Source organism: Thermodesulfobacterium commune DSM 2178 (assembly GCF_000734015.1).
Taxonomy (GTDB): domain Bacteria; phylum Desulfobacterota; class Thermodesulfobacteria; order Thermodesulfobacteriales; family Thermodesulfobacteriaceae; genus Thermodesulfobacterium; species Thermodesulfobacterium commune.
In genome coordinates, this window is the sequence record NZ_CP008796.1 from 37,655 (window position 1) to 49,779 (window position 12,125).

Here is a 12,125-nt window from a genome sequence, read left to right on the forward strand (position 1 = left end):
TTATGGTGTTTGTTTAGTTGAGTTTATCGCGTCTACCTCGTTAGGGTAAAAATTTCTATACTGCTCGGGTAGTGAAAACATAAGGTATCTAATTTGTAATACTTCTACTTCCTTTTCTGTTTTAAATTAGATGGGTTAATTAGAATATTGTAGGGAATCAATCTTTCAGCAAGTTTTTTTAGGTATATAACTTTAAGGTTTTGTTTTTCTAACACCACTGCCTATTGACAAAAACTGTTTCTGTATTAACCTCCTTTTAGTAATACTTTTTAACAATTTTTGTGTTTTGGTGTTAGGTAGTTTTTACGGTTTGGTCGAGAAATAAGATTAGGTGGAGGAGGCAGGATGGAGTATCTTAGTTGGTTGGTAGATTATGGGATCATCGGGTTTTTACTGGTTTTAAGTGTGATATCTATAGCGATAGGTATAGAGAGAGTGGGTTATTATAAAAGGGTTGACCTTGCTAATTACAAACATCCTAAGGAGCTTGAGGTAGATTTAACGAGAGGGCTTTATGTGATTGCTACCGTAGGTGCCAATGCGCCTTATATAGGGCTTTTAGGAACGGTGTTAGGGATTATGCTTACCTTTTATACCATCGGTCAGGAAGGAATGGTTGACAGTAAAAGGATCATGGTAGGTCTGGCCTTAGCGTTAAAGGCAACGGCTGTGGGGCTTTTGGTAGCCATACCTTCTACGGCTTTTTATAACTATCTTTTAAGAAAGGTAAAAGAAAAGATAGCCTTATGGGAGATCCAGGGTAATCGATAACCAAGGGGTGTTTTGATGGAAGAAAAAGAGTTTGACTACATAAACGTGATTCCTTTGGTAGACATCATGCTGGTTCTTTTAACGATAGTTCTTGTTACCGCTACCTTTATCGTGCAGGGAAGTATTCCTGTCAACCTGCCTAAGGCCAAAAACGTTGAGACTTCTGATATAAGAAGTTATCAGATAACCCTTACTAAAGAGGGAGAGGTGTTTTTTGAAGGAAGAAAGGTGACCTTGAAAGAGCTTGAAGACCTGGTGGAGAGTTTAAAAGGAGAGGTTCAGGTTTCTATCTTAGCAGATAGATCTTCTCAGGTGCAAGGGCTGGTTGACCTCCTTGACCTGTTAAAAAAACATGAAATAAAACGGGTTTCTATAAAAACCGAAGTAATAAGATAGATGGTTTCGATAAAACATTTTTCTACTTCCTTTTTTATACATCTTTTTATCTTGCTGAGTTTTTTAACATTTTTTAGGTTAAGTGAAATAGGAAGGGCTAAATACATAGAAATAGACCTTGAAGCCTATTCAGGCTCTCAGCTTACCCAAGAAAAATCTACCCAGGCGTTAGCTACTGAAAAAACTGCAAAGCCCTTTCAACCAACCCAAAACCAACCAGATAAATCTCAGTCTTTAAAGGAAGAACTAACTCCTCCTGCTAAGAAAGAAAATGCAGTTTCTGAGGTTGTCCCATCTAAAGAGAGTAGTATGCCTAAGGAAACTTTTTCTCAAACGACTTCTTCTCATGGACCAGGTAGTGGAGGTTCTCAAGTTAGTAGCTCAGCTAAAGAAGGGACTTCTAAACCGAGTGAGGGGCAGGGAGGGCTTTCTGGTTATGGGGAGAGAAAAGACCAAGAGAAGGTAGCCCAGCATTTTCTTTCCCAAAAGTTTTCTATCATTTCTGACATCGTAAGAAAACATGTGCAGTATCCCTATTTAGCCAGAAGGATGGGATGGGAGGGTAAGGTGGTAGTTTCCTTTGTGCTAACCAGACAGGGAGAGGTAAAAGAGGTCAGGGTGGTTCAATCGTCTGGTTATAAGGTTTTAGACGAAAATACCATTGCTACTTTGCAGGGGTGTGCTAAATATTTCCCGGTACCACCGGTAGACATAAAAATTACCCTTCCTGTAGTCTATAAGTTGAATTAAAATAAGTTTTTCAAAAGTCTTATATGGGAGGGTTATGAGGTTGTCAGGGTTTAGGCTGTGTAGGATAAAGGTTACCTTTTTGTTTTGGGTGTGGTTTATAGTCTGGGGGATAGGGCTTTCAGGTTGTAAAAAAGAAGAAAAGCTTTCAGAAAATACCGTAAGGGTGGTAAGGGCTTTAGACGGAGATACGGTTTTACTTCATAACGGAGAAAAGCTCAGGTATGCAGGGGTTGATAGTCCTGAGTTAAACCATGGTAAAGGATTGCCTCCTCAACCTTTTGCTGAAGAGGCCTACAGTTTAAACCGGCAGCTAACTGAAGGGAAGGTTTTTAGGGTTGAGTTTGTTCTTAAGGAAAGAGACCATTATGGCAGGCTTTTGGGGGACCTTTATTTTGAAAACGGAACCTCAGTTTCAGAAATACTGGTTAAAGAAGGTTTGGCACTAGTTTGTTATTTTCCAGGAAGTGCAGAGGCTTATCATAAACTTCTTCCTCTACAGACAGAGGTGGTAAAAAAGAGAAAGGGTTTTTTCTCGCTAATTGATAAACAACCCCAAGGGGTGGTCTATGTGGGAAATAAACAATCTAAAAGGTTTCACCACCCAGACTGCCCAGAGGTAAAGAAAATAAAAAAGAAGGTTTATTTTAAAAGTTTAGAAGAGGCCTTTTTAGAAGGATATTGCCCTTCCAGGGAGTGTTTTGATAAAATCTTTCCTGTCCGTTAGGCTTTTTTAGGGGTTATTTTTTCAAGCCCTCCCATGTAGGGTCTTAACACCTCAGGGATGAGGACAGAACCGTCTACTTGCTGGTAGTTTTCAAGGATAGCCATCACCGTCCTTCCTATGGCTAATCCAGAACCGTTAAGGGTGTGAACAAATCTGGGTTTTCCTCCGTCTTTAGGGCGATATCTGATGTTGGCTCTTCTTGCCTGAAAGTCTTCAAAGTTGGAGCAGGAAGAGATTTCTACATACCTTTTTTGTCCTGGTGCCCAGACCTCTATGTCATAGGTTTTGGCAGAGGCAAACCCTAAGTCTCCTGTACAAAGGGCTACCACCCGATAATGTAGTCCAAGGAGCTGTAAAACCTCTTCGGCATCCAAAAGAAGGCTTTCTAACTCTTCATAAGAGGTTTCTGGGACCACAAATTTTACCAGCTCTACCTTGTTAAACTGGTGTTGTCTTACGATACCTCGGGTATCTCTGCCATGGGACCCAGCCTCAGAGCGAAAACAAGGGGTATAGGCGGTATAATAAAGAGGAAGGTCTTCTTCACGTAAAATTTCATCTCTGTGAAGATTGGTTACAGGCACCTCGGCTGTGGGAATAAGGTAGTAGTTCCAGCCTTCAAGCTTAAAAAGGTCTTCCTTAAACTTGGGAAGCTGGGCGGTGCCTATAAGAGAGGTTTCGTTAACGATAAAAGGAGGCAATACCTCTTTATACCCGTGTTTTTTAACATGGAGGTCTAACATAAAGTTGATCAAGGCCCTTTCTAAAAGGGCTCCTTCGTTAAAGTATACCACAAACCTTGACCCTGTAATTTTTGCAGCCCTTTCAAAATCAAGAATCCCTAAATTTTCTCCTATTTCCCAGTGGGGTTTAGGTTCAAACTCAAATTCTGGAGGTTCCCCCCATCTTTTTACCACCACATTTTCCGAATCGTCTTTACCTACAGGCACGGTTTCATGAGGAATGTTCGGAAGATAGAGGAGTTTTTCCTGTAGGTTGTTTTCTACCTGAGAGAGTTCTGCTTCCAAGGTCTTAAGCTCTTCCCCTATTTTTTTTACCTCTTGAGCTAAAAGGTTGGCCTCCTCGTCTTTTCCCTGTTTTTTAAGCCTGCCGATTTGTTCAGATTTTTCTTTTCTCAGATGTCTTAGGGATTCTACTTTTTGCAAAAGCTCTCTTCTTTGCTGGTCTAAAGAAAGTATCTCTTCTACAGGGAAGTCTTGCCCCCTGGTGCTTAGCCTGGCTTTAACCCATTCAGGCTTTTCTCTTATCAGTTTTAGGTCAAGCATTTATTTTTCTCCCTAAAGAGGTTTATTTTAAGCAGGAAATAAGGTGGCCAAGTTTTTCTTTTTTGGTTTTAAGGTAGTTGTAGTTTTCTGGTCTGGGAGGTATTTCTATAGGAACTCTTTCTACTATCTTCATTCCATACCCTTCAAGTCCTATGATTTTCCTTGGGTTGTTAGTCATGAGCCTTATTTGTTTTATACCAAGGTCTTTTAAGATCTGGGCTCCTATTCCGTAGTCTCTAAGGTCTGGTTTGAACCCTAACGCTAAGTTGGCTTCTACTGTATCTTTTCCTTCGTCTTGAAGTTTATAAGCCTTTAATTTGTTTAAAAGACCTATTCCTCTTCCCTCTTGTCTGAGATAAAGGAGAACCCCTTTTCCTTCTTTGCCTATCATTTCCATAGCTTTTTTAAGTTGAGGCCCGCAATCGCATCTCAGTGAGCCAAAAACATCTCCGGTTAGACATTCAGAATGCACCCTTACCAAGATGGGATTTTCGTCTATCTCCCCCATGACCAAGGCTATGTGGGTGGCGTTATCTATAAAGTTTGAGTAGGCTATCAACTTAAAGGTACCAAAGGCAGTAGGCAATAAGGTCTCTACCTCTCTTTTAACCAAAGATTCGTTTTGGATACGGTAGGCTATAAGGTCTTTGATGGTGATTATTTTTAGCCCAAATTCTTCGGCAAATTTTTCTAAGTCAGGAAGTCTTGCCATGGTGCCATCATCCTTCATCACCTCACAGATAACCCCAGCTGGTTTAAGACCAGCAAGTCTTGCCAGGTCTACGGCAGCTTCTGTATGTCCAGCCCTAACCAGAACCCCTCCTTTTCTGGCTATGATGGGAAAAACATGACCAGGGGTAATAAAGTCCTGAGGGGTACTTTTATCGTCGATAACCAGCTTTATGGTATAAGCCCTGTCATACGCAGAAATACCTGTGGTGATCCCATGTCTTGCGTCTATAGACACCGTAAAGGCAGTCCCAAAGGGGTCTATCCCTCTTCTTGGTTGCAAAGGAAGTTGAAGCCTGTCTGCGATTTCCTGGGTGATGGCTAAACAGATAAGACCTCTTCCATATTTAGCCATAAAATTGATGGCCTCAGGGGTTACCTTTTCAGCAGCCAAAATAAGGTCTCCTTCGTTCTCTCTGTCTTCATCGTCTACGACGATGATAAGCTTGCCCTGCTTTAAGTCTTCTAACGCTTCTTCCACAGTGCTTATAGGCATCTACTTGGCCTCCTTATCCCCTTAGAGGTTGTTTTAGGTTTTAATTTTGAAAAATCGTTTTAATATAATAAAACTCAATTAAATTTTAGCAACCATAAGCTTATGCAAAAAATGAAAAAGATAGAAAGTTTAACCAAGTCTGCAACCTCTGTAACCATAGCAGTCTTTATCAGTCGTATTTTAGGGCTGGTAAGGGAACAGGTGCTTGCCTATTTTTTTGGGGCAGGAAAAAGTATGGATGCCTATGTGGTAGGTTATCGCATCCCTAACCTTCTAAGAGACCTTTTTGCTGAGGGGGCACTTGGGTCAGCTTTTGTTAAGGTTTTCAGCTCTACCTTAGAAAAAGAAGGGCCTGAAAAAAGTTTTAAGATAGCTCAAGTCATTCTTTCTAACCTCCTTTTGATTTTAGGGGGGATAGTAATCCTTGGGATGTTTAGTGCTGACTGGATAGTAGGGCTTATTGCCCCTGAGTTTACCAAAGATCCGGCTAAGTTTGACCTAACGGTAAAACTTACTCAGGTTATGATGCCCTTTCTTCTTTTTATAAGCCTTTCCTCAGTTTTGGCAGGGATGCTTAATTCCTTAGGGGTGTTTTTTTTACCGGCCTTTTCGTCAAGTATCTTTAACATAACCTCAGTTTTGGTGGGGGTTTTAGGCTATTTTTTGTGTATAAGCCTTAACATAAATCCTATCTATGCCATGGCAGTAGGGGTCACCTTGGGAGGGTTTTTACAGTTCTATTTTCAATATCCTGAGGTGAGAAAAAGAGGTTTTTCTTTCAGGTTTTCTCCTGATTTTAAGGACCCTTATTTTAAAGAAGTTTGCAGGTTGATCTTACCGGTAATACTTGGGCTTTCAGCCGTACAAATCAACATCTTTATCAACACCTTTTTCGCCACTTCTTGCGGAGAAGGAGCGGTTTCTTGGTATAGTTATGCCTTCAGGATTATGTATGTGCCTTTAGGACTTTTTGGGGTAGGGCTTTCACAGGCCTTACTTCCTGAGCTTTCAAGGGCTGTTGCCAGGAAAGATTTGGCCTCTGCCAAAGACACCTTTTCTCGTGCGTTGGTGGTTTCTCTAAGCCTTTCTTTACCTTCAGCAGTTGGTCTTTACTTCTTGGCTCAGCCAGTGGTAGAGGTGCTTTTTGAAAGAGGAAAGTTTAGCAGTTTAGATACGATAAACACCGCAGAGATTTTAAAGATTTTAGCCCTGTCTTTGCCTTTTTACGGGCTCTCAAAAACTGCGGTCCCGCTTTTTTATTCGTTGGGTAAAACGATCATTCCTTCCTTAGGAAGTATCCTTTCAGTGTTTGCAAATTTAACCGTAATACTTCTTACCATCAAAGCCTTAGGGATAAAAGGGGTAGCCTTAGGAACCTCTCTTTCTTTGGTTTTTCAGTGCATGTTTTTGCTTTTGTTTAGCTCTTTGCTTTTCAAACAAATTCCTTTAAAATTTTTACTAAGAAGTCTTTTTACCCTTGGGATAGCAGTTTTAGCCTTAAGTGGGATTTTAATTTTTTTAGCACATTTTGGATTTAACAGCTGGGTTTACCTTATTACAGCCATACCCTTAGGAGCCATCGTATTTTTAGGGACTTGTAAGATTTTAGGGCCTCAAGAGACCTACCTTTTTTGGGTTAAGCTGCTTAAAAGAGGTTAGGTTAAAAATTTAAAAACCGGGAGGGAGAGATGAAAGTAAGTCCCTATATCTTTAGAGAGTATGACATTCGCGGAAAGGTTGGGAAAGATTTTACCGAGGAGATAGTAAGAGAAATAGGAAGGGCCTATGGGACGATGGTTAGACGCAGTGGAGGAAAAAGGGTGGTTAGTGGAAGAGACGGAAGGCTTTCTTCAGAAGCCCTTCAAAGGTGTTTGATCGAAGGGATTTTATCTACCGGGGTAGAGGTTTTAAACATCGGACTTACCCCTACCCCGGTGATGTATTATTCCCTCTTTCGTTTGCCAGAAGTTGACGGTGGTATACAGGTTACCGGTTCTCACAACCCACCAGAGTTTAACGGACTAAAGATCTGCTTAGGTAAAGACACCCTTTTTGGTAAACAAATACAGGCCTTAAGAGAACTGATAGAAAAGGAAGACTATGAAAAGGGATCAGGGAAAGTAGAAGACATAGATGTACTTTCTGATTACATAGAATATGTTAGCTCAAACGTTGAACTTAAGAGACCAGTAAAGGTATGTCTTGACCCTGGTAACGGGGTTTGTGCTCTGACAGCACCAGAGATTTTTAAACGTTTAAACTGCGAGGTTGAATGTCTTTTTTGTGAGATAGACGGAAACTTTCCTCACCATTTCCCAGACCCTGTCGTTCCAGAAAACCTGAAATGGCTAAAAGAAAAGGTAGTTTCTGAAGGGTATGAAGCTGGTTTTGGGTATGACGGAGACGGAGATAGACTTGGGGTGATAGACGAAAAGGGTAACATCATCTGGGGAGACAGGCTTCTTTATGTGTTTGCCAAGTTTTTACTTAAAAAACATCCTGGAGCTAAGGTTATCGCTGAGGTTAAGTGTTCGAGAACTTTGTTTGAAGGGGTGAAAAAGTTGGGAGGTCTTCCTATCATGTGGAAAACAGGACATTCTTTGATAAAAAACAAGATGAAAGAGGAGGGGGCTATTCTTGCAGGAGAGATGAGCGGACACATGTTTTTTGCAGACAAATGGTTTGGTTTTGACGATGGGGTTTATGCCTCTCTCAGGCTGGCAGAAATCCTTTCTCAAACAGAACAGCCTCTTTCTGAAATACTTAAAGAACTGCCGGTTATGTATGCTACCCCAGAGATAAGGGTTGAATGCCCAGATGAGGTTAAGTTTAAGGTGGTGGAAAGGTTGGTGGCTAAGTTTAAACAAGAAGGACTCAACGTAGTAGACATAGACGGTGCAAGGGTTGAATTTCCTGAAGGATGGGCCTTGGTTAGAGCCTCAAACACCCAACCGGTGTTGGTCCTAAGGTTTGAAGCTGAAACAGAAGGGTTTCTTGAAACTTTAAAACAGAAAGTTTATCAAGCCTTAGACGAAGTTTTAAAAGAAATAAACCCCTAAAAGGGAGTCTGATGGAATCCTTCGAGCATCTACTCCAAATTCTTCCTATTCCTTACAAAACTAAAAAGGCTATACGAGCCTTGAAACTGGCTAAGTCTTTGTGGCCTAAGCTTTTAGACAGAGAATTAGCCTTATGCTCAAATCCTATAAGGTATGAAGAAGGTACCTTAGTTGTAGAGACCTCAGACTACTACCATCTCCAACAGCTTCAACTAAAAGGTAGAGAAATTATAGAAGCCCTTGAAAAAGTAGCGCCTGAAAAAGAAAAACCACTTTTTGTTGACCTTAAGATAGTAATAAATCCTTTGATCTTCGAAAGATTAACTAAAAATAAACAGTTGGTAAACTCAAAAGAAGGGGTTTTAAGGGTAAATCCCGAAGACGTTAAAGAACTTGAAAAAACCTTACAAAACCTGAAAGACCCTGAACTTGCGAAGTTGTTTAAAGGATTATTAAAGACATACTTCAAGGCTAAAAAGATTCAAAAAATTTAACAAAATCAAACTTTCCAACCCAAAAACTTATAGATTTGATAAAAACCCCTGGGGTAACCCCCAGGGGAAGATGTCTAAGAAAGCTTACTTCTTTTCAGGAGCGGCTGCAGGAGCAGCTTCCTTCTTTTCTTCGGCTTTCTTTTCGGCTTTTTTGGCTTTCTTAGCTTTCTTGGCTTTCTTTTCTACCTTCTTTTCAGCAGCAGGAGCAGCAGCCTTGTCAGCTGCAGGGGCAGCCTGTTCAGCTGCAAAAACAGGGGATACTAAAAGAGCTAAAGCAGCAACTAAACCTAATACCTTTTTCATAACCTACCTCCCTCCTTAAAGTTTTTTGTCTTGTATATTAGCAAAAAGGATGCCCAAATTTTTGAGGTTTGAAAATTAGGTTTTAAAAGGGGTTTTCCCTAAGTATGGGTTTGAAAAAACAGACACTTTGCAAAAATTGCACAGAGGTTTTTATGCAAAAATTACACAAGGTTAATTATTGCAAGGTTGGGTCTTTTTTTTGTCCGGTAAGGATGGCTATAAGGTCTTTTACACTGATGATCCCTTGTTTTTTAAGCAGATGTCCGTTTGTTCCGCTTATAAAGATACCTTCTTCGTAGTTTCCCATCCAGGCAGCACTCAGTTTCTCAGCTATACAAAAACCTACCTGAGAAGCCTTTTCTCCTTTTTTGCAAGGGGTTAAACAGTTGGAAACACAACCTTTAAAGTCTCGGTATCCTGCAAGGAATTTTTCTACAAAAGGTGTTTTGACTACCCTTAAAGGATATCCTACAGGAGAGTTGATCAGGATTATGTCTTCTGGGTTAAGTCTAAGGAGTATTTCTTTATAAATTTGAGGGGCGTCATACTCATAGGTACAGATAAACCGGGTAGCGATCTGCACCCCTGAAGCCCCCAGTTCTAAATATTTCTTGATATCTTGATAGCTCCAAACACCACCAGCTACGATAACCTTAAGGTCCCCCCAGTTTTTGGCTTCTTCAAGCACCTCTGGTAACAAACTTTCTAATTGATATTCCTTTTTAAAGCAATCTTCTTTATGAAACCCTTGATGTCCTCCTGAAAGAGGCCCTTCTAAGACCACAGCATCTGGTAGTCTTTGGTAGCGTTTTTCCCAGGTTTGACAGATAAGCTTTAAAGCTCTGGCAGAAGAGACGATAGGTATTAGGGCTATGTCAAAACCTTTTACGTATTCTGGGAGTTTCAGAGGTAGCCCTGCTCCTGAGATGATAGCATCAGCCCCTGCCTCAGCAGCGTCTCTTACCACCCTTGGGTAATCTGTGATCGCACAAAGCACATTTACCCCGATCGCACCTCTACCTTGAGAAAGCTCTTTAGCCTTTTGAATAATCCTTTTTAGTGCCTCTCGGCTGTGGGTGTTTTCAGGTCCTATGGGTCTACCAAATTTGTCTTTTTTAACCAGCTCAGGGAAGCGATACCCTGTACCTACGGCTGAAACAACCCCCATCGCTCCTTCTTTAGCCACAGCTCCTGCTAAATTTTCCCAAGAGATACCTACCCCCATTCCTCCTTGAATGATAGGCACATCTAAGGTGATTTTTCCTATGGTAAGTTTGGGTAAACCCATACCAATTTTTTCCTTTTTAGACTATTTCTAACATCTTTTTTACAGCGTTATAAGCCTTGACCCTTATTTCTTCTTCTACTACCACTTCAAACTCAAGGTTTTCTAAAGAGGACAAAAGGTTTTCTAAGGTAATTTTTTTCATCGAGGGGCAAACCATCTTTTCTGGGGCAGGATGATAAAATTTTTTGTCAGGGTTTTGTTGAGATAAAGGGTATAGCAGGCCTACCTCAGTTCCTATGATAAACTCCTGATTTGGGAGTTCTTTAGCTAATCTTAACATTCCGCTGGTTGAGGCTACCCTGTCTGCCAAGTCTATAACCTCAGGTCTACACTCAGGATGGGCGATAAAAAGGGCCTCAGGATGAGCTTTTTTGGCCTCTAACACTTCTTCAGGGGTAAGAAGATGATGAAAAGGGCAAAAACCTTCAAAATAAATGATCTTTTTGTCAGGATAAAACCTCTGGGTATAACGGGCAAGGTTCATGTCTGGAAGCATGATAATCTGTTTTTCTTTAAACGTTCCCACTACTTTTACTGCATTAGCAGAGGTACAGCATACATCACTTAAAGCCTTCACCTCAGCGGTTGAGTTAACATAGGTGACAACCGGTGCATCTGGATAGGCCTCTTTTAGGCGTAACACATCCTCAGGGGTTATCATGTCAGCCATCTCACAACAGGCACTTCCTACAGGTAAGAGGACCTTCTTTTTGGGTGATACGATTTTAGCGGTTTCTGCCATAAAATAAACACCACAAAAAACGATAACCTCAGCGTCCGTTTTACTGGCTTTAAGACTTAACTCTAAAGAATCTCCTCTTAAGTCTGCAATGTCCTGTATCTCAGGAGGTTGATAGTTGTGGGCCAAAATGATGGCCTTTCTCTTTTCTTTTAGCTCAAGGATCCTCTCTATGAGCCTTTGCCTTTCCATCAAGCCTCCTTAAAGACTTAAATTTATCATTTTAGTAAAAATATACGATTTTAATTTATTTTTTCAAGCAAGTTTTTAAGGTTTTGGTAGCAAGAAAAAGGAACAGAAAGGTTGTTAAGCCCTTTACCGAGTTTTATGTCAGGTTTGTTAGCGCCGTGAAAATCACTTCCTCCGGTAACGATAAGGTCAAGTTTTTGGGCTGTTTCAAGCAAAAATCGGGTAAAATCCTGGTTATGTTCGGTATAGTAGGCTTCAACCCCCATCAAACCTATATCTTTCAGCCAGGATAAGTATTTATAAAGGTCGGCATAAGAGAGTTTTAAGGTAAAAGGGTGGGCTAAAACAGGTATACCTTTAGCCTGTCTAATTTGGTTAATCGCCTCTTCAGGAGAAAGGAGGGCCTTAGGTACGTAAGCTAAGGCCCCTTTTTTTAAATATTTCTGGAAAGCCTCTTCAAAGGTTTTAACCACACCTTTTTTAACCAGAAGGTTGGCAATATGAGGTCTTCCTATCTCCCCTTGGGCGATTTCTTCTAACTCTTCTAAGGTAATATCTATTCCTGCTTGTTGAAGTTTTTCTATCATTTTTTGGTTACGGGTGTCTCTAGCTTTTTGTAAAATCTCTAAGGTAGATTGTATTTCAGGGATTTCAGGTTGTAAAAAATAACCTAACAGATGAAAATGCCCTGGTCCTTCAAACTTAATGCTTATCTCGACCCCGCAAAGAAAGGGAAGGTCTACCTCTTTAGCAGTGAGATAGGCCTCTTTAAGTCCCTGGGTGGTGTCATGGTCTGTAAGGGCTAAGGCTTGTAATCCCTCTTTCTTGGCTAAAATTACCAACTCCTTAGGGGAAAAGGTTCCGTCAGAGGCGGTAGAATGGGTGTGAAGGTCAACCAAAA

The 12,125-nt window shown here is 40.8% G+C and carries 13 protein-coding genes; 7 read left to right on the forward strand and 6 right to left on the reverse strand.

The window, feature by feature from the left end:
* Positions 1 to 345 precede the first annotated feature (345 nt).
* From exbB to HL41_RS00225, 4 genes are read left to right on the forward strand one after another with little or no spacing between them, the layout of a single operon-like run.
* Positions 346 to 771, forward strand: a complete 426-nt coding sequence (gene exbB / locus HL41_RS00210) for a TonB-system energizer ExbB (protein WP_038062995.1) — start codon at positions 346 to 348, stop codon at positions 769 to 771.
* A 15-nt stretch (positions 772 to 786) separates the two neighbouring features.
* On the forward strand, positions 787 to 1,167 hold the full coding sequence (locus HL41_RS00215) for an ExbD/TolR family protein (RefSeq protein ID WP_038062998.1): 381 nt from the start codon (positions 787 to 789) through the stop codon (positions 1,165 to 1,167).
* A complete protein-coding gene (locus HL41_RS08870; protein WP_051754393.1) occupies positions 1,168 to 1,917 on the forward strand; it encodes an energy transducer TonB in 750 nt (249 codons plus the stop codon).
* Positions 1,918 to 1,957: 40 nt separating this feature from the next.
* Positions 1,958 to 2,641: a thermonuclease family protein gene (locus HL41_RS00225; RefSeq protein ID WP_158506208.1), complete on the forward strand. Its 684-nt coding sequence runs from the start codon at positions 1,958 to 1,960 to the stop codon at positions 2,639 to 2,641.
* Here HL41_RS00225 and serS read toward each other — a convergent pair.
* Together serS and HL41_RS00235 are read right to left on the reverse strand one after the other, a co-directional pair.
* Positions 2,638 to 3,927, reverse strand: coding sequence for a serine--tRNA ligase (gene serS / locus HL41_RS00230; RefSeq protein ID WP_038063001.1), 1,290 nt, complete (start codon positions 3,925 to 3,927; stop codon positions 2,638 to 2,640). The genes HL41_RS00225 and serS overlap by 4 nt on opposite strands.
* A gap of 22 nt (positions 3,928 to 3,949) precedes the next feature.
* Entirely contained in the window at positions 3,950 to 5,152 is a 1,203-nt protein-coding gene (locus HL41_RS00235; protein ID WP_001122870.1) for a bifunctional 3,4-dihydroxy-2-butanone-4-phosphate synthase/GTP cyclohydrolase II, read from the reverse strand.
* Between the two features lie 111 nt (positions 5,153 to 5,263).
* Here HL41_RS00235 and murJ point away from each other — a divergent pair, with 111 nt between their 5' ends.
* Genes murJ through HL41_RS00250 form a run of 3 tightly spaced genes read left to right on the forward strand, consistent with a single transcriptional unit; the run spans position 5,264 to position 8,705 of the window.
* Entirely contained in the window at positions 5,264 to 6,811 is a 1,548-nt protein-coding gene (gene murJ, locus HL41_RS00240) for a murein biosynthesis integral membrane protein MurJ (protein ID WP_051754395.1), read from the forward strand.
* Between the two features lie 29 nt (positions 6,812 to 6,840).
* Positions 6,841 to 8,211, forward strand: coding sequence for a phosphomannomutase/phosphoglucomutase (locus HL41_RS00245; protein WP_038063006.1), 1,371 nt, complete (start codon positions 6,841 to 6,843; stop codon positions 8,209 to 8,211).
* Between the two features lie 11 nt (positions 8,212 to 8,222).
* The gene (locus tag HL41_RS00250) at positions 8,223 to 8,705 is read left to right on the forward strand and encodes a DciA family protein (protein ID WP_038063009.1); all 483 of its coding nucleotides are present in this window, start codon (positions 8,223 to 8,225) and stop codon (positions 8,703 to 8,705) included.
* Positions 8,706 to 8,789: 84 nt separating this feature from the next.
* Here the strand turns inward: HL41_RS00250 and HL41_RS00255 are convergent, their stop codons facing one another.
* The 4 genes from HL41_RS00255 to HL41_RS00270 all read right to left on the reverse strand — a co-directional run bounded on the left by HL41_RS00255 (position 8,790) and on the right by HL41_RS00270 (position 12,123).
* Positions 8,790 to 9,008, reverse strand: a complete 219-nt coding sequence (locus HL41_RS00255; RefSeq protein ID WP_038063012.1) for a hypothetical protein — start codon at positions 9,006 to 9,008, stop codon at positions 8,790 to 8,792.
* A 175-nt stretch (positions 9,009 to 9,183) separates the two neighbouring features.
* A complete protein-coding gene (locus tag HL41_RS00260) occupies positions 9,184 to 10,296 on the reverse strand; it encodes an NAD(P)H-dependent flavin oxidoreductase (protein ID WP_038063016.1) in 1,113 nt (370 codons plus the stop codon).
* A gap of 16 nt (positions 10,297 to 10,312) precedes the next feature.
* The gene (gene nadA / locus HL41_RS00265; protein ID WP_038063019.1) at positions 10,313 to 11,227 is read right to left on the reverse strand and encodes a quinolinate synthase NadA; all 915 of its coding nucleotides are present in this window, start codon (positions 11,225 to 11,227) and stop codon (positions 10,313 to 10,315) included.
* A gap of 50 nt (positions 11,228 to 11,277) precedes the next feature.
* Positions 11,278 to 12,123 (reverse strand): PHP domain-containing protein, encoded by an 846-nt coding sequence (locus tag HL41_RS00270; RefSeq protein WP_000227988.1) that lies wholly within the window; start codon positions 12,121 to 12,123, stop codon positions 11,278 to 11,280.
* Positions 12,124 to 12,125 lie beyond the last annotated feature (2 nt).